This window comes from Paenarthrobacter sp. YJN-D (assembly GCF_015040335.1).
Lineage (GTDB): Bacteria > Actinomycetota > Actinomycetes > Actinomycetales > Micrococcaceae > Arthrobacter > Arthrobacter nicotinovorans.
Window position 1 is genome coordinate 115,982 of the sequence record NZ_CP053549.1, and the last position, 16,107, is coordinate 132,088.

At 63.6% G+C, this 16,107-nt stretch carries 15 protein-coding genes; 6 read left to right on the plus strand and 9 right to left on the minus strand.

The genetic code is table 11. The features are described from left to right. Positions 1 to 60: 60 nt before the first annotated feature. Positions 61 to 198: a lasso RiPP family leader peptide-containing protein gene (locus HMI60_RS00570; RefSeq protein WP_018778389.1), complete on the minus strand. Its 138-nt coding sequence runs from the start codon at positions 196 to 198 to the stop codon at positions 61 to 63. A 295-nt stretch (positions 199 to 493) separates the two neighbouring features. On the opposite strand from HMI60_RS00570, the gene HMI60_RS00575 reads away from it, so the two are divergent. After that, a complete protein-coding gene (locus tag HMI60_RS00575; protein WP_193590361.1) occupies positions 494 to 1,081 on the plus strand; it encodes a recombinase family protein in 588 nt (195 codons plus the stop codon). 305 nt (positions 1,082 to 1,386) lie between these two features. Here HMI60_RS00575 and HMI60_RS00580 read toward each other — a convergent pair whose 3' ends face one another. Both HMI60_RS00580 and opgC read right to left on the minus strand, forming a co-directional pair. Continuing rightward, entirely contained in the window at positions 1,387 to 2,742 is a 1,356-nt protein-coding gene (locus HMI60_RS00580) for a uracil-xanthine permease family protein (protein WP_018778387.1), read from the minus strand. 80 nt (positions 2,743 to 2,822) lie between these two features. Beyond that, positions 2,823 to 5,300, minus strand: a complete 2,478-nt coding sequence (opgC, locus tag HMI60_RS00585; RefSeq protein ID WP_193590362.1) for an OpgC domain-containing protein — start codon at positions 5,298 to 5,300, stop codon at positions 2,823 to 2,825. Positions 5,301 to 5,505: 205 nt separating this feature from the next. On the opposite strand from opgC, the gene HMI60_RS00590 reads away from it, so the two are divergent. Then, complete coding sequence (locus tag HMI60_RS00590; RefSeq protein ID WP_018778385.1) at positions 5,506 to 6,111, plus strand: malonic semialdehyde reductase; 606 nt, start codon at positions 5,506 to 5,508, stop codon at positions 6,109 to 6,111. A gap of 100 nt (positions 6,112 to 6,211) precedes the next feature. Here HMI60_RS00590 and HMI60_RS00595 read toward each other — a convergent pair whose 3' ends face one another. Together HMI60_RS00595 and pgm are read right to left on the minus strand one after the other, a co-directional pair. Next, positions 6,212 to 6,697 carry a DUF3806 domain-containing protein gene (locus tag HMI60_RS00595; RefSeq protein ID WP_193590363.1) on the minus strand — a complete coding sequence of 162 codons (486 nt, stop codon included), beginning with the start codon at positions 6,695 to 6,697 and terminating at the stop codon, positions 6,212 to 6,214. Next, positions 6,697 to 8,367, minus strand: coding sequence for a phosphoglucomutase (alpha-D-glucose-1,6-bisphosphate-dependent) (pgm, locus tag HMI60_RS00600; RefSeq protein WP_026267259.1), 1,671 nt, complete (start codon positions 8,365 to 8,367; stop codon positions 6,697 to 6,699). Before pgm ends, HMI60_RS00595 begins: the two co-directional genes overlap by 1 nt. 251 nt (positions 8,368 to 8,618) lie before the next feature. Here pgm and HMI60_RS00605 point away from each other — a divergent pair, with 251 nt between their 5' ends. Next, positions 8,619 to 9,326 (plus strand): DUF4190 domain-containing protein, encoded by a 708-nt coding sequence (locus HMI60_RS00605; RefSeq protein ID WP_193590364.1) that lies wholly within the window; start codon positions 8,619 to 8,621, stop codon positions 9,324 to 9,326. Between the two features lie 174 nt (positions 9,327 to 9,500). Here HMI60_RS00605 and HMI60_RS00610 read toward each other — a convergent pair whose 3' ends face one another. The 3 genes from HMI60_RS00610 to HMI60_RS00620 are packed head-to-tail and all read right to left on the minus strand — an operon-like array spanning position 9,501 to position 13,226. Then, a complete protein-coding gene (locus HMI60_RS00610) occupies positions 9,501 to 11,000 on the minus strand; it encodes a peptide MFS transporter (RefSeq protein ID WP_079581996.1) in 1,500 nt (499 codons plus the stop codon). 41 nt (positions 11,001 to 11,041) lie between these two features. Beyond that, positions 11,042 to 12,490: an amidase gene (locus HMI60_RS00615; RefSeq protein WP_227453622.1), complete on the minus strand. Its 1,449-nt coding sequence runs from the start codon at positions 12,488 to 12,490 to the stop codon at positions 11,042 to 11,044. Then, the gene (locus HMI60_RS00620; RefSeq protein WP_018778379.1) at positions 12,483 to 13,226 is read right to left on the minus strand and encodes a peptidase E; all 744 of its coding nucleotides are present in this window, start codon (positions 13,224 to 13,226) and stop codon (positions 12,483 to 12,485) included. The genes HMI60_RS00615 and HMI60_RS00620 overlap by 8 nt, the downstream gene beginning before the upstream one ends. A 153-nt stretch (positions 13,227 to 13,379) precedes the next feature. Between HMI60_RS00620 and HMI60_RS00625 the strand changes: the two genes are divergently transcribed. From HMI60_RS00625 to HMI60_RS00635, 3 genes are all read left to right on the plus strand, one after another. Continuing rightward, positions 13,380 to 13,706 carry a rhodanese-like domain-containing protein gene (locus tag HMI60_RS00625; RefSeq protein ID WP_018778378.1) on the plus strand — a complete coding sequence of 109 codons (327 nt, stop codon included), beginning with the start codon at positions 13,380 to 13,382 and terminating at the stop codon, positions 13,704 to 13,706. A 50-nt stretch (positions 13,707 to 13,756) separates the two neighbouring features. After that, a complete protein-coding gene (gene pheA, locus HMI60_RS00630) occupies positions 13,757 to 14,689 on the plus strand; it encodes a prephenate dehydratase (protein ID WP_018778377.1) in 933 nt (310 codons plus the stop codon). 106 nt (positions 14,690 to 14,795) lie between these two features. Further along, positions 14,796 to 15,026, plus strand: a complete 231-nt coding sequence (locus HMI60_RS00635) for a hypothetical protein (RefSeq protein ID WP_193590366.1) — start codon at positions 14,796 to 14,798, stop codon at positions 15,024 to 15,026. Here the strand turns inward: HMI60_RS00635 and HMI60_RS00640 are convergent. Further along, positions 15,023 to 16,084 carry a diacylglycerol kinase family protein gene (locus tag HMI60_RS00640; protein ID WP_018778375.1) on the minus strand — a complete coding sequence of 354 codons (1,062 nt, stop codon included), beginning with the start codon at positions 16,082 to 16,084 and terminating at the stop codon, positions 15,023 to 15,025. The genes HMI60_RS00635 and HMI60_RS00640 overlap by 4 nt on opposite strands. Between the last annotated feature and the right edge of the window lie 23 nt (positions 16,085 to 16,107).

Sequence of the window (16,107 nt, forward strand, 5' to 3'; positions counted from 1 at the left end):
GATGCAGAACGGGAGCCTCGTCGCGATGACGAGGCTCCCGCTCGTACCTCTGTACTGCTATCAGCCGACGTCGACCTTAACGAATGCCCGACCGCCGAAGATGTCGCGCCAGCGTCCGAACCAAACACCGTTTGTCACTTCACGGAACGAACCCACCCGCGCTACACGCGGAGCAGAATAGTTGCTTTTCATCATCATCCCTCCTCCCTAGGTGATAATTACACGGCTACTTTGCCGGTTGTAACTCGAGTATCACTTCTGGTTGAGAACGTGACAAGAGCCATCAAGGGGTTTCTTAAAGTTGTTTTAGTTTCTAATTTCCTTATGCCATACTGGCGATGCGGATGCTGTTCTTCAGGCCAGGTCAGGATCGCTGGCGCGCTTCCCGAAAGTCATTATCGATCACTTGTGAACGCAGTAAGCCTGCCGGGCCCATCCGCCGGTCTCTATCTGTCAAAACTCAATTCGATATTCAAATAGTTTCAACTCAAAAATGGGGGTTTTTGGGAAATTGGATAGGCGCAATATTTCTATTGGTTACGCCAGGGAAAGCACGCTTGGTCCGTCGCTGGCGGATCAGGTTCGAATGCTCAAGGCAGCCGGAGCTGTGGATGTCTATGAGGAGCGTGCAACCGGAGCTACCGAGCTGAGGGAGCAATGGGGGGCCTGTTACAAGGTGCTCCAGCCGGGGGACTCGCTGCTTGTGAGTGACCTGACCAGGCTGGGGCGGAGTACCTCAGACTTGGCGGGCATCATGGCGCTGCTGGCCCAGCGGAGCGTGAGCTTCCGTGTAGTGGGAGAACCTTGGTTGGATACCGATGGCCAGTACGGCCCTGTCATTCTCAAGCTATTCGAGTCCATCGCGAACTATGAACGCAGCAGGTTGTCGGAGCGAACAACTGTGGGGCTCGCAGCCGCACGTGCGCGTGGGCGCCTTGGCGGCCGACCTCCGGCGATGACCCCACACAAGCTTGAGACGGCGCGCAACCTTAGAAGCAAGAAGCTGACCCTCAGTGAAATTGCGGATACCTTGGGGGTCAGCACGTCGACGGTAGCAAGAGCCCTGAGTGGTCCTCTGTAAGCCGCTGCGGATCGGCGGTATCAGTACCCCAGCTGCTCGCACAACGACGCGAGCTGATGAATTGATGACGGTGCGTCGATGTTTATGCCGGTCACTGTGTACGGCTATCCAGCGGGTGTCGCCTCTTAGGCGGGGCTACGCCGGCAGGGTACTGAAAGCGCCGGGACAAGGCCTACGAGCAGGCGTTGTCCCGGTCCTGCGACGGCATGAAGACTCAAGTCACCGACTCAGCCAGCGGGTGCCGTTCCCTTGTTCAGAGGCGATTTTGTTCAGGGGCGAATCCCGGGCGCCTCGCTTGCTACCGCCTACTTCCCTTTCTTCCCGCCCCGCTTGGCCGCAGCGTTCATCGCCGACTTCACCGCTGGCGGCAGCCCCGCCGTCTCGGTTTCCGGCTCAGCGACGGTCCCGCGCCAGCGAGCCAGTCCCTTCATGCCGTGGTAGATCACCAGCGCAGCAGCGGAGCCAAGGGCAATGCCCGTGAACTTCAGCTCACCGATGGTCCAGGTGTAGTCCGCGATGCCGATGATCAAGGCCACAGCAGCGGTGGTGAGGTTGATCGGGTTGGAGAAGTTGACCTTGTTCTGAACCCAGATCTTCACGCCAAGCACGCCGATCATGCCGTAGAGCATGGTCGCGGCACCGCCCAGGACACCCGGCGGGACGGTCGCGATCAGTTCGCCGAATTTCGGGGAGAAGCTCAGCAGGATGGCGAAGACGCCGGCCACCCAGTAGGCCGCCGTCGAATAGACCTTGGTGGCCGCCATGACGCCGATGTTCTCCGCGTACGTCGTGGTACCGGAACCGCCGCCGAACCCGGCAAGTACCGTCGCGGCGCCGTCGGCCATCAGCGCGCGGCCGGAGACGCCGTCGAGGTTCTGGCCCGTCATGGCGGCTACCGACTTCACGTGCCCCACGTTCTCAGCCACCAGCACCAGCACCACCGGCACAAACAGACCCACTACGCCGATGTGGAATTCGGGCGTCTGGAAAAACGGCAAGCCAACCCAGGCTGCGGCATCCATCTTTTCGTAGCTGACCTCGCCGCGCATCATCGCCACGAGGTAGCCGACAACGACGCCCACCAGAATGCTCAGGCGCCCAAGGATGCCTCGGAACAGTACAGAAACCAGGATGATCGTCACCAGCGTGATGAGCGCGGTGACGGGCGCGAGGTCGAAGTTCGCCTTCGCCGCCGGAGCCAGGTTCAGGCCGATCAGCGCGACAATGGCGCCGGTGACGATCGGCGGCATGAGCCGGTTGATCCATTCGGCGCCGAACTTCTGGACCACCGCACCAATAAGCGCCAGTACGACGCCGGCAAGCACCACGCCGCCCAAGGCGCCGCCAACGCCGTACTGCTGCTGGGACGCCATGATCGGGGCGATGAACGCGAAGCTCGATCCCAGGTAGCTGGGCACTCGCCCCTTGGTGATCACCAGGAACAGCAGTGTTCCGATACCGGAAAAGAACAGCGTGGTGGCCGGCGGCATGCCCGTGATGATCGGGACCAGGAAAGTCGCGCCGAACATGGCAACCACGTGCTGCATGCCGATGCCGATGGTCAGGGGCCAGGCGAGCCGCTCATCGGGTGCCACCACGTGACCGGGGCGGATGGACTTGCCATTACCGTGGAGCTTCCATTTGGTGCCGAGCATGCTCATGGCGGAGCCTTCCTCAGAAGAGTATTGGGATTCGGTGCAACATTACCGCCAAAGTACCCGCGCCGCCCCGCTAAAGCTGCTTACCGTGGAACCAGCTTGAAGAGGAACTTCGTTTTCACCATGACCCACAGAATGGCGAGTAAAGCTGCGTACACGGCCGAGTTCAGCCAGAGGTTGCCGTCCCGCAGCGCCGGGATGTTGGCGATAGCCACGATGAAGAACACGTGCATGATGAACACGTACAGGGTGGCTTGGCCAAGAGGTATGAAGAACCAGCCAACAGCGCGTGAGAGCGGCTTCCAGAACGCACTCAGGAGGGCATAAAGGGCGATGGTTATGACGAGGACATTCACAACACGGCCCGGGCCCAGATAAGTGCGGCCGAAGAAGGTGTCGTAGAGGTACCTGAACGTGGTCTCCGGGATGAGGGCAAGGCGCACATCCAACTGGTTTGTCAGATAGGGTCCGCTCCACGAGAAAAGCGCGCAGGCTGCGGCCAGGAAAACGCACACGCCCAGAAGAATCCGCTGACGGGGATGGGCGAACCAGTCGATGATTCGTTGGCGGTGGAACCCCGCAGTCATGCCGAGGACGAACAGCAACTGCCATACGAGCAGGGGAAAGGAGTCCTCGAACTGCGAGGGAAGCAACCGGAACCGGAACACGGATCCACCGATGTAGAGCGCCAGACTGACCGTAAGCACCGGCCAGGTGAGTCCGCGGGACAGTGCCACCAGGATCAAAGGGCTGATCAACAACAGGATGACGTAGAGGCCCATGATGTTGAACTGCCACGGACCGACCTGCAACAACAGCAGGGCCGGAATCAGGCCTTGCGGGACCGGAAACTGCAGCAAACCTTCCATCCCGGCGTAGAGGTCATAGGTCGTTCCGGCGGCTGAATGCCCGGCTGCGCCTGTGCCTTGATCGGTGAAGGTGGTGACGGCAGCGGCGTTAATGAAGGGGAGCAGGCTCAGACCGTAGACAATCAGGACCACGGCCAGGGCGGTGAAGTAGAGCTTCCACGCCCGTTTGGTTGTCCCGTCCACCACGTCCCCCAGCTCCGTGGAGATGCGCGGCCCGTAGACCATGCCCAGCACCACCCCGGAGAGCATGACAAAGAGTTCCGCCCCGGAGACCACTCCGATGGTCTCCTGGCTCAGCAGTTGGAAAACCGAGTTGATGCCCACGTGGTTGACCACCACGAAGACGATCGCCAGTCCGCGGAGCATGTCGATCCTGGCATCCCGCCTGCCGGAACCCGTGTACGACCACTTGTTGGGGGCCGCCCGCGATGACAGAAGCCAGAGTGCCGCGACGGCCACGAGGACCGTTCCGGCGGTGGCCCATGCAGCCCATCCACGGATCACAGTGTCGGACTTCGCTTGCGGGATCTCAAGACCCGGAACGTCCTTCAGCCCCTTCTCGGTGACAGGACCGACTCTTAGGCCGGAGGTGTCCAAAGAGGTTCGGAATGGAGCGGCCAGCAACGGTTGGGCGGTGGCGCGCCAGTCAATGGACACCTTGCTCTGATCGCGTGCATCGGTGGTTTCGTTCCAGACCACTGCCCGGACGGACCCATTCTCGGGCTGGGCCACCGACGCGAAGACCTGGTGCCACCACGTCTGCTTGACGTCAATCTCTGCGGCGCCGCCGGCTCCTGGCGAGTAGAAAGCCCCGGTTTCGATCAGCAGCGGCTTGTTCCGGGCTTGTGCATAGGTGCCATAAAAATTGTCCGTTCCGGTGCCACCACTGGACGCGTGCAGGGAATCGTTGAACTCGTCGGCCGCAGGGAGGGTGTTCTGGGCGGAGCCTGCACCGGTGGTGTCGTGATAAATGGACAGGCCTATCCAGTCCACAACGTCATCGCCCGGGTAATAGGGGTCAAACGCGGAGTCGTCGAGGTCCCAGACGCCGTTAGCGTTGGTGTCCAGCGAGGCCAAGGGGACGCCTTTGGGTGGCGTGGACGTGGCCGTCTGGAACGGGTAGTCCTTCTCCGCTGTCGGCGACCACACCATCACGGGATCTGCCAGGCTGCTCTTGAGCGCGGCAGCAACCCGGCCAAATGCTGCCCGGTATGCTTCGGGTTCCTGGCCCCAAGCCACCCATGGGGCGTTCATTTCCGGTGCGAAGCGGACGAAGACCTTGCCCCTGAAGCCGGCAGCCGCCGTCGTGATTTGACGTGCAAAAGTGGCCGCGGCGTCGTCGCTGACGTCCCGGAGGGATATTCCGGGACGTACGGTGAGCAGCGCGTGGGAGCCTTGGCCGGCTACCTGGGAGAAGTAATCCCTGAGGTAATCCAGACCGCCTTCGTCCATGGGCATGGATACGTTCTGTCCGTACAGGGCAGCTGGCTCGCCGAGGCGCTGGGCGTAGTCCGCAGCTGAGTCCTTGTCCCAGTCGAGCAAAGTTCCGAAGTAGCGCTGACCGGGATCGTCGCCGTCGGCCGGTTGCCGGTCCAAGGCCCAAGCTTGCGTGGAGGGGAGCAGGAACGCCAGAAGCAGCAGGACAAGTACTGCCAGGGCCCGTCGAGGGGCCGCCAGGGGAAAGGTAGGCATCAGGCCCCTTCTGGTGTCGTCATTCCCACAGTTGAGACGCCAACCCACACGGACGCCGGCTCGTAAAAACGATGCTACCCATTTTCCCGCTGTGCCCAACGTCACGGGCCGTCATGGGAAGAGGACAGCGGAAGTTGAAGTTGCAACCATGGAAAGCAGAAGTGCCCGGCCAGCCCAGGGTCAGGGCCCAGCGAAAGGTTCACAAATGACGATTGCCCACGAAGAAGCAGTCATTGACGCCGCAGCAGTCGACGCCATTTTTGCCGAAGCCCGTACCGCCAACAGCTTCTCCGGTGAGGTCACCGAGGAGCAGGCCCGCGCCATCTACGAGCTCACCAAGTTCGGCCCCACCGCCTTCAACTCCCAGCCGCTCCGCGTGACGTACGTCCGCTCCGACGAAGCCCGGGCCAAGCTGGTAGACCACCTGTCCCGCGGCAACCAGGCCAAGACCGCCTCAGCTCCGCTGGTCGCCATCCTGTCTTACGACACCGACTGGCAGGGACAGTGGGACAAGTTCCTCCCCGAGTACGGCGCCCCCAAGGCAATGTATGACGCCGATCCCGCCTTCGCTGCCTCCACCGGCAACAACAACGCCCACCTCCAGGCCGGCTACTTCATCCTGGCCGTGCGCTCCCTCGGTTTCGCCGCTGGCCCGATGACCGGCGCTGACTTCGCCGCCATCGACGCCGAGTTCTTCCCGGCCGGCGACCAGAAGAGCTTCCTCGTGGTCAACATCGGACAGCCCGGCCCGGACGCCTGGGGCGAAGCCAAGCCGAAGTTCGCTTACGACGATGTCGTCCGCACCGTCTAGTCATCCCGGGGCCGTCGTCCAGGACACCCATAACGCCTGATGACGCAGAAACGGATTGAGGACACCCAAATTCAGGTGTCCTCAATCCGTTTGGGTGTCGCTAGCTGTTTTGCGCGGCGTTGGTACCACCAGATGCCGCCGCAAGCGCCCCCTGAATCCCCTGGACCAGGCCAGCTGCCTGTTGCGATATCCAGGTGCCCGGTTCCTCCGAGCGGGCGGGCCAGCGTTTGCCGATGAAGTTCATCGGATGCACCACAATGTTGCCGGTCTGGTGGTGCACTGTGGCTTCCGTTACGCCGTCCGGGTAGGTGCCCAGAACCCACCGAAGCCCGGGGACCTCCCTGATGAGGTGATCTCCAAGAGCTGCGCCCATGATGTTGATCATCGCGTTGGGATCGAAATCGGGCTCATCCTCGACATGGTTGACAGTCATCTGCCACAGGGCGTCGATGTACTCGAGATCAGTGCGTGGATGATCGCTCCCAGGGCCGTCCACCGCCGAACCCACTTGCTGGAATGAACGGAGAAGATCCTGAATCCACTCTTCCTCCGCTGGGGACATCTCCTCGATCAGCGGCCCCGACACTACGCGATGACCCCGTCCACCAGCGCCTTGGCCTCTTCCTGAACTTGCTTTAGGTGGTCTGCGCCCTTGAACGACTCGGCATAGATCTTGTAGACGTCCTCGGTGCCGGAGGGGCGGGCCGCGAACCAGGCGTTCTCGGTGACGACCTTCAGACCACCGATCGAAGCGCCGTTGCCGGGAGCCTCGGTGAGCTTGGCAGTGATCTCTTCGCCGGCAAGGGAGGTGGCAGTGACGTCGGCAGCGGAGAGCTTGCCCAGCTTGGCCTTCTGCTCACGCGTGGCGGCAGCGTCTATGCGGGCGTAGACAGGCGCGCCGAACTGGTCGGTGAGGCCCTTGTACAACTGCGACGGCGACTTGCCCGTCACAGCGGTGATCTCCGACGCCAGCAAGGCCAGCAGGATTCCGTCCTTGTCCGTGGTCCACACGCTGCCATCAAGCTTGTTGAAGGAGGCGCCGGCAGATTCTTCGCCTCCGAATGCCCCTTCGCCGGACAGGAGGCCCGGGACGAACCACTTGAAGCCGACCGGAACTTCGACCAGCTTGCGGCCGAGTCCGGCGGCAACGCGGTCGATGATCGAGGAAGACACCAGCGTCTTGCCGACTACTGAGTCCGGGTTCCAGCCGCTGCGGTTGCGGTACAGGTAGTCGATGGCGACGGCGAGGTAGTGGTTCGGGTTCATCAGCCCACCGTCGGGCGTCACGATCCCGTGGCGGTCGGCGTCGGCGTCGTTACCCGTGGCAATGTCGAACGCTGAGCCCGCGCCCGAGGAGCCGGTGGAATCGGACATCCGCTTGATCAGCGACGCCATGGCCGACGGCGATGAGCAGTCCATGCGGATCTTCTCGTCCCAGTCGAGGGTCATGAAGGCCCACTGCGGGTCCACGGTGGGGTTCACCACGGTCAGGTTGAGCTGGTGGCGCTCGCCGATCTCGCCCCAGTAGTCCACGGAAGCTCCACCCATGGGGTCGGCGCCGATGCGGACGCCGGCCTCGCGGATGGCGTCGAGGTTCAGCACCGACGGGAGGTCGTCGACGTAGCTGCTGAGGAAGTCGAACTTGCCGGTGGTGTCAGCAGCCAGGGCATCGTTGAGCGGCATGCGCTTGACGCCGCGGAGCCCGTTCTCGAGCAACTGGTTGGCGCGGTCGGCGATCCAGCCAGTGGCGTCGGTGTCGGCCGGGCCACCGTGCGGGGGGTTGTACTTGAAGCCACCGTCGCCCGGCGGGTTGTGGCTGGGGGTAACCACGATGCCATCGGCCTGGGGTGTGCCCGGCGCAGCTTCACGGTTGTACTTGAGGATCGCGTGGCTCAGGGCCGGAGTGGGTGTGTATCCGTGGCGGGCATCCACCAGAACGGTCACACCATTGGCGGCCAGCACCTCCAACGCGGAGTTCTGCGCCGGCTCGCTCAAGGCATGCGTGTCGCGGCCAATGAACAGCGGCCCGGTGATGCCCTGACGGCCACGGTACTCAACGATTGCCTGTGTGATGGCAAGGATATGCGGCTCATTGAACGACGCCTTCAAGCTGGAACCGCGGTGCCCCGAAGTTCCAAACGCCACGCGCTGCGCGGGATCGCCCAAGTCCGGAGCTACGTCGAAATACGCGTCCAGCAGGGCTGTGATGTCAACAAGGTCCTGGGGAAGGGCAACTGTGCCCGCTCGGCTAGCCATGGGGTCCAGCATGCCAGACCGAGGGCCCCGCTGACACGAAATGTCCGTGATCCGGCCCCTGTGACGCCGAATGGCGGACTTCTTCGGACGATATCTCCCGGTATCGCCAAAGGTTCACTCCGCGTTTACCATAAGTGACCTTAGTGCCGGCCTTCCGCCAAGACAGCCGGCCGCCACAATGCGCGCTACCTTATATGCGGCCCCGGACGGCGGTAGTGTTGGGATCAAAGACCACATTCAGGGGGATTCCTATGTCAGATCAGCCATCCAAGGGTAACGAGGATAAGCCGGCCGGCTACGAGCCGCCGCAGTACGTTCCTCCGGCGCAGTTCAGCGCTCCCGAGCAGAACCCGCCGGCCCCGGGCGCTCCCGTGCCGCCGGCCCCGGGCGCTCCCGTGCCGCCGGCCCCGGGCGCTCCCGTCCCGCCGGCGTTCGAGCCGCCAGCCCAGTCGTTCGACCAGGGCAACGCCACCCAGCCGCTGCCGCCGTATGAGCAGAACGCTTACGGCCAGCAGAACACTTACGGCCAGCAGAACACCTACGGCCAGCCGGGCAACCAGGACGCCTACACCCCGGGCGACTACAGCCAGCAGCCTGCCTCGCCGTACGGCCAGCCGCCGAGCCCGTACCAGCAGCAGGCTTTCGGCCAGCAGCCCTACGGCCAGCCGCAGTCTCCGTATGGCCAGCCCGCCTACTACGCAACGCCCACCCAGCCCAAGGGCCTGAGCATCGCCAGCATGGTGTGCGGTATCGCCGTCTACATCGGCTTCGGATTCTTCATCCTCCCGCAGATCGCTGCCGTGATCCTGGGCCACCTCGCACTTAAGCGTGAACCTGCAGGCAAGGGCATGGCGATCGCCGGTTTGGTGATGGGTTACCTCGGAATCGCGCTGACGGTGGTGTTCGGCATCATCTTCTTCGCCGCCATCGGTGCCTCCACCAACAGGTACAACTACTAAACAAAAACGTTCGACGGCGCCCCTTGCGTCAGGTGGGAATCCCGCCTGACGCAAGGGGCGCCGTCGTTGGTTAACGCAGGCTACGCCACCCAAATTCGCCGGGGACAGAGAAACGGACCAACGCTGCCCGGATGTGGGCGGCGCTGGTCCGTTTGCGTGTCGCTGGGCAAAGTCTTAGCGAACGCCGCCCATCAACTTCTTGATTGCCGGCGATGCCGCGGCAAGTCCAACGGCCAGGACCACTGCCACGCCGCCGATGCCCAGGAAGTAGGGGAGCTCGTCGTCGGGGTTGTACAGCCCCGCGAGGATGCCTGCCAAGGTGGTTCCGAGCGAGACCGACAGGAAGAACAGTGCCACCATCTGGGTGTGGAATGCCTGCGGGGCGAGCTTGGTGCTCACGGACAGGCCGATGGGAGACAGGAACAACTCGGCCAGGGTGAACAGGAACAGGATCCCCACCAGGGCCAGCAGCGGGGTCTTGCCTTCTCCGGCCAGCGGGATGAACGCCAGGAACGCCAGGCCCATGATGAGCAGGCCCGCGGAGAACTTCAACGGTGAACTCGGTTGCCTGGAGCCAAGCTTCGTCCACAGGGCAGCCATCACACCGGCAAAGATGATGATGAAGACGGGGTTGATGGACTGGACCCATGCGGCGGGCATTTCCCAGCCGAACAGGTTACGGTCCAGCTTCTCCTGCGAGTACACGGCGATGAACGTGAACTGCTGCTGGAACAGCGCCCAGAACCCGGCCGATGCAATGAACAAGGGGATGAAGGCCACTACGCGCTTGCGCTCCAGGCCGGTCACCAACGGGCTACGGAAGATCAGGAAGAGGTAGATCACTGCGGCGCCGATCGCGGCGTAAGCCATGCTGCTGGCCAGGTTGTTGGCGTTGACCAATCCAGTGCCGAGCAGGACGGCCACCACAATCAGGATGCCCAGGAAGATCAGGCCGTACTTGGTGCGGTCCTTCGCCGGGAGCGGGTTGGGAACGCGGTGTGCTTCGTCCGGGAGACGCTTGCGGCCCAAGGAGTAGATGACCAGGCCGATCGCCATACCCACCGCTGCAGCGCCGAAGCCGATGTGGAAGCCGTAACTCGTCTGCAGCCATCCTGTGACCAGCGGGCCAATAAGACCGCCCAGGTTGATGCCCATGTAGAAGATGGAGAAGCCGGCGTCGCGGCGCTCATCCTTCTCACCGTAAAGGGTACCTACCAGCGCCGTTGCGTTGGCTTTCAGGCCACCGGAGCCAATGCCAACCAGCACCAGGCCGGCAATGAGGCCCGGTATTCCCGGGAGGAGAGCCAGGGCAATGTGCCCGGCCATGATCATGATGGCCGAACCGAAAAGGACTTTCTCGGAACCGAAGAGACGGTCGGCGAGCCAGGCGCCGAGGATCGTCGACAGGTAAACGCCGCCACCGTACGCGCCCACCAAACCAGCGGCGAGGCCCTGGTCGATGGAGAGACCGCCCTGCTCGGCGGTGAAGTACATGTAGTAGAGCAGGATTCCTTGCATGCCGTAGAAGGAGAAACGCTCCCACATTTCCACGGAGAAGAGGCTGGCCAACATCTTTGGGTGGCCGAAGAACGACGTATCGCCCGCTGGCTTTGCGGACTCAGCCGTGGTTTGGGGTGTGCTCATTTTCTTAATGCTGGCACTGACTGCGGGCATTGTCACATCGATGAATGCCCCAGGCAACCACCTTCCATATACTAGACAGGCATTTTTGCGGCCTCCAGGGAACACGCAAGCTGCAGGAGTTTCAGTTCTGAACCTGCCGGGCCAATGAGCTGGATTCCCATGGGCAATCCGGCCGCCGTGGTGTGAACAGGAATGCTGACAGCGGGCAGTCCGCACACGTTCACCATTGACGACCACGGTGCATACTGGCACTGCCGTTTGTAATCCTCATCCGCGTCGCCCGCCCACTCGCTCGGCCAGGGCTCGCCGCTGTGCCCACCGCCCGTGAACCACCCGATGGGGCGCGGCGTTTGCGCCAAGGCAGGCATCAGAATGAGATCCCATTCCGCATACTGCGCGATGGTGTCGTGTTCGAATTGCCGGAGAAAGGCCAAGGCCTCGCTGACTTTGGAAGCGCTGCGTTGTTGTGCCCGACGACGGAAGGTCCTGGTCAGCGGGGTCAGCAGTGGCTCGCGCGGGGGTGCTATCCGGGCACTCCCGACGCCGGCAGTCCAGGCGGTGGTGAACGCTTCCGGGTAGCGGTTGTCGTATCGGATTTCCGCTTCGCCTACGCTGTGTCGGGCTTCTTCCAGCAGCTTCACGCCCAGTTCCAGGGCATCCCGCGCTTCCTGCCCGATCTCGAAGGGGTACACACCGGCCCACGGGCTGTCCAAGCTGACGCCGATTCTCAGGGATTCCGGCGCCCGGCCGACATTGGCGAGGAAGCCGCCGTCGGGCGCTTGTTCCGGGGGAACCAGCGCGTCCATGAGCAGCGCCGCGTCCGCTGCATTCCGTGCGAGTGGCCCGGCAACCACCAACTTGGCGGCATCCCCGGCGCCCACCCCGGCAGGAACCAGGCCCCGCCCCGGTTTCAGTCCCACGAGCCCGCAGGCGGCGGCGGGAATCCGGATGGAGCCGCCGCCGTCGGTCCCTGGTGCGAACGGGACAAGTCCCGCGGCCACCGCGGCAGCGCTGCCTCCCGACGAGCCGCCGGAGCTTCGCCCCGGAGCATGCGGATTGCGCGACGGCGGTGCGACGCGGTTTTCGCTGTAGGCCGTCAAGCCGAATTCCGGCACCTGGGTCTTGCCCAGGGAAACCACACCCTGGGCTTTCAGCGTTGACGCCAGGGCTCCATCCTCCGGTGCCGGTTTGTGGTCCAGCGCGGCGCTGCCGTGAGTAGTGGGGACGCCGGCAACATCGGTGAGGTCCTTGAAAGCCGTCGGCATGCCGTGCAGCAGCGGCAGCTCTTCCAGGCGGCCCTCCCGGACCAACCGCGCACGGAGGGTGTCGGCCGTCTTGGCATCGAGGAGTGCCTGCTCGGCCGTAACAGTGACAAAGGCGCCAAGGTGCGGGTTGCGCTGCCCGATCATGGACACGAAGTGCGCTGTTGCCTCGCGGGCGGAGAGCTTCCCGGCGGCGAGGGCGTCGCGGAGCTGGACCGCGGTCAGGCCGGAAAGATCCTGCGTCGACGGATCAGCCAAGGAAACGCGACTCCAACCGTTCCTCCACAGCCACGGCATCCACGCTCTCGCCGGCGCCCGCAGTCACGCGGAACGCGGCCTTGTTCTTGATTTCGGACACCACCTCCACAAGGTCCGTGCCCCGGTAAACCAGCCCCACGCCGTCGTCCGTGCAGTGCGTCTCGCCCAGCGTGCCGTCGGCCACGAGCTTGTGGATTGCGGGCGCCCGGCGCAGCTCGGAATCGTAGTGGACACCGTTGCCGTAAGGGAGGAAGCCCAGGGCGTCGGTGACCGGGCGCAACTCCGGCCCGAAGGAGTCCGTCACACCGCCCTGGTACCAACAAATCGATCCCGCTGAAACGCCGGCCAGGACAACCCCGCCCTCCCACGCCTTGCGGAGGATCCGGTCCAGTCCGTGTGCACGCCAAACGGCCAGCAGGTTTACCACAGAGCCGCCATTGACCCACACCACGTCCTGCTCCAGCAGATGGGCTTCCGGATCGTCGATGTTGGGCATGGTGAAGAGATTGAGGTGGCTGAAGTCGAACCCGGCGATGCGCGCAGCCTGGTCCATCTCAGCGGCCCACCATCGTTGATCACCGGATGCCGTGCCGATGTGCGTCACCCGGGGCGCCCGGCCCGTCACGCCGGACAGTTCCACGGCGTAGTGCATCAGGTGGTTGAACTCGATCCTGGTCCGCTCACCCGGCTTGTACCCGCCGGAGGTGGCCAGAATCGTGGGTTGCCCAGCAGCCATGGGTTGCTCCTAGTAGCCGGTTGTGGGGGAGTGCTTGGTCACCAGTCTTAACGCCCAAGCCACTGCGCGCAAGCGAAGCCGTCCGCCGCGTTACGGGGTCAGGCTCCGGGGACTAGGCTGGATGCTGACCTTAATCGATGGGAAGGATCCACCATGAGCGACTTCGATACCGTGCCTGTGGGCGATATTCCGGCCGGTGCCAGCATCCTGGACGTCCGCGAAGACTACGAATGGGTGGCCGGGCACGCCGAAGGTGCACGCCATATCCCCATGGACCAGTTGCCCGCGCGCTTGGACGAACTTGATCCGGACGAGGACTTCTTCGTCATCTGCAGGACCGGTGGGCGGTCCTTCCGCGCGGTCCAGTGGCTGGTGGGCCAGGGCTACTCGGCCGTGAACGTCGCCGGCGGAATGGACATGTGGTTCGAAGCCGGCAAGCCGATGGTCTCTGACAACGGCCTCAAGCCCGTGGTGCTGTAGCCCCCGTCCGGCCGTCACCAACCTCGTATATAACCAGCAAGGAATACTCAATGCCAGCAGCTACGTACACCTTCCTGGGACCTGAAGGCACGTTCACTGAAGCGGCCCTCCTGCAGGTTCCGGGTGCTGCTGACGCCACACGGATTCCCTGCACCAACGTCAATACGGCACTCGAACGGGTGCGCCAGGGCGAAGCGGACGCGGCCATGGTTCCCATCGAAAACTCGGTGGAGGGCGGGGTTACTGCCACCCTGGACGCGATTGCCACGGGACAGGAGCTGCGGATCATCCGCGAGGCCCTTGTTCCCATCACCTTCGTGCTCGTGGCGAGGCCCGGCGTCGGGCTGTCCGACATCAAGCGGATCTCCACGCACGGGCACGCCTGGGCGCAATGCCGGCTCTGGGTGGATACGCATTTGCCGGGGGCCGATTACGTTCCGGGTTCGTCCACGGCAGCGGCGGCCATGGGGTTGCTGGACGAGGATGCGCCCTACGAAGCCGCCATCTGCGGCCCGCTGATTGCCGACGAGCAACCCGGCCTCAACGTCCTGGCACGGAACATCGGAGACAACCCGGACGCCGTGACCAGGTTCATCCTGGTGAGCCGGCCCGGAGCTTTGCCGGAACGGACCGGTGCCGACAAGACCACCGTCGTTGTTCCGCTGCCCGAAGACCACCCCGGCGCCCTCATGGAGATCCTGGACCAGTTCGCCTCCAGGGGCGTGAACCTCAGCCGCATCGAATCCCGGCCCACGGGTCAGTACCTTGGCCACTATTTCTTCAGCATCGACGCCGACGGCCACGCCTCCGATTCGCGGGTGGCTGATGCCTTGGCCGGCCTTCACCGGATCAGCCCGGCAACGCGCTTCCTTGGCTCCTACGCGCGGGCCGACAAGCAGCCTGCTGTGGTTGCCCCACACACTTCAGACGCTGCCTTCGCGTCCGCGCACGCCTGGGTCGACTCGATCCTGAAGGGCCAGTAAGCCTTCTCCACAGGGCACGGCCAACGCCCTTTCCCCTTGGCAGAACTGTGCGTATGCTTGCTTGATCCACAAACGATGGATGAATGCATCAACGAAAGGAGCGGTCATGTCTGTACACCGGGATGACAAAGACGGCCAGGGCATGATCGTCAATCCGAAGCCCACAGGCGAAAACCAGGACGACTGGAATGGCGATGAAGCCGATCGGGCAGACCGGCTCCGCTTTGAAGAAGAACAAGCAATGATCAAGGAGCAGGCCGAGGCCCGCGCGGCCGCAAAAGCCGCCACTGAGGAAGCTGGAGAGAAGGCCGCCCAGCCGGACGCCGGTTCGGTCTAGACGGACTTTGCCTTCGGCACCCGCACCAGCAGGGAACCCGGGGCCACCTGAACGGTGACGGTCGTCGCTTCACCCGACGGGTCGCCGTCGAGCTGTGTGGCCATGGGTTCCTGGCTGCGGATCACCACTTTGCCGGACCGGTAGAAGCTCATCATGGGTAGGTTCCGGTTGTGCTTGAACAGGACCTTTGTGTACATGGCCAGCCACCCAAAGGCGCTGCGGGGGCTCATCACCACGATGTCCAGCATGCCGTCGTCGATCATGGCCTGCGGGATGAAGTCGATGCCGCCGGGGATCAAACCACAATTGGCAAACAGGACACTGCGGATTTTGCGTGCCTGCTCGGGCTCGTCATCCATGGTGATGGTGACGCGTTTTCGGCGGCCGGGCAGGTGCCGGACACCCGCCTCCGTGTAGGCGAGCCAGCCGACGCTTTTCTTTAGGTCTTCCTTCGTGTCTCCGACGACCTCAGCGTCCAGGCCCATGCCCGCGATGACCAGGAAAGTGTGTTCCCCTTTGGTCCCCGTGATGTCGTTCTCGATCCCCATGGTGGCAGTATCGATGTAGCGCTGGTGGCCAAACAAGGCTGTCTGGATGCACTCGGCGAGGTTCGTGACGTCCAGGTCCACGTTGCGTGCCAGCAGGTTTCCCGTGCCCAACGGGACCAGGCCCATGGCAACGTCCTTATGCGCCAGCGACTCGGCCACAACGCGTACGGTACCGTCGCCGCCGCACGCCAGAACGACGTCGGCCCCGTCCGCCAAGGCCTGGCGCGACTGGCCGTAACCGGGATCCTCCACCGTGGTTTCGAAGAATTTCGGAGCGTCCCAACCGGCGAGGTCGCAAGCATCAATGATCGCCTGGCGGGCCACGGCGGCGTTGTTCTTGACGGGGTTGAGGATCACGGCGACCTTTTGGTCTCCCGGGCCGGGCTTGTGTGCTTCCTCCCGTACCGCGCTCCTGATGTGCCTGGCTTTCAGCCTGCGCACGCCCCACCAGCTCGAGACGGCAAAAGCCACGCCCCCAGCGAGAATCACGTACAGGATCCAGTCGTTCATCGTGCTCCAACACTATCCTCATG

Coding starts and splice junctions, on each gene's coding strand:
- pheA (WP_018778377.1), top strand. CDS start 13,757: ATGCCAGCAGCTACGTACACCTTCCTGGGACCTGAAGGCACGTTCACT.
- HMI60_RS00590 (WP_018778385.1), top strand. CDS start 5,506: ATGACGATTGCCCACGAAGAAGCAGTCATTGACGCCGCAGCAGTCGAC.
- HMI60_RS00575 (WP_193590361.1), top strand. CDS start 494: ATGGGGGTTTTTGGGAAATTGGATAGGCGCAATATTTCTATTGGTTAC.
- HMI60_RS00620 (WP_018778379.1), bottom strand. CDS start 13,226: ATGGCTGCTGGGCAACCCACGATTCTGGCCACCTCCGGCGGGTACAAG.
- pgm (WP_026267259.1), bottom strand. CDS start 8,367: ATGGCTAGCCGAGCGGGCACAGTTGCCCTTCCCCAGGACCTTGTTGAC.
- HMI60_RS00640 (WP_018778375.1), bottom strand. CDS start 16,084: ATGAACGACTGGATCCTGTACGTGATTCTCGCTGGGGGCGTGGCTTTT.
- HMI60_RS00610 (WP_079581996.1), bottom strand. CDS start 11,000: ATGCCCGCAGTCAGTGCCAGCATTAAGAAAATGAGCACACCCCAAACC.
- HMI60_RS00580 (WP_018778387.1), bottom strand. CDS start 2,742: ATGAGCATGCTCGGCACCAAATGGAAGCTCCACGGTAATGGCAAGTCC.
- opgC (WP_193590362.1), bottom strand. CDS start 5,300: ATGCCTACCTTTCCCCTGGCGGCCCCTCGACGGGCCCTGGCAGTACTT.
- HMI60_RS00570 (WP_018778389.1), bottom strand. CDS start 198: ATGATGATGAAAAGCAACTATTCTGCTCCGCGTGTAGCGCGGGTGGGT.
- HMI60_RS00635 (WP_193590366.1), top strand. CDS start 14,796: ATGTCTGTACACCGGGATGACAAAGACGGCCAGGGCATGATCGTCAAT.
- HMI60_RS00625 (WP_018778378.1), top strand. CDS start 13,380: ATGAGCGACTTCGATACCGTGCCTGTGGGCGATATTCCGGCCGGTGCC.
- HMI60_RS00605 (WP_193590364.1), top strand. CDS start 8,619: ATGTCAGATCAGCCATCCAAGGGTAACGAGGATAAGCCGGCCGGCTAC.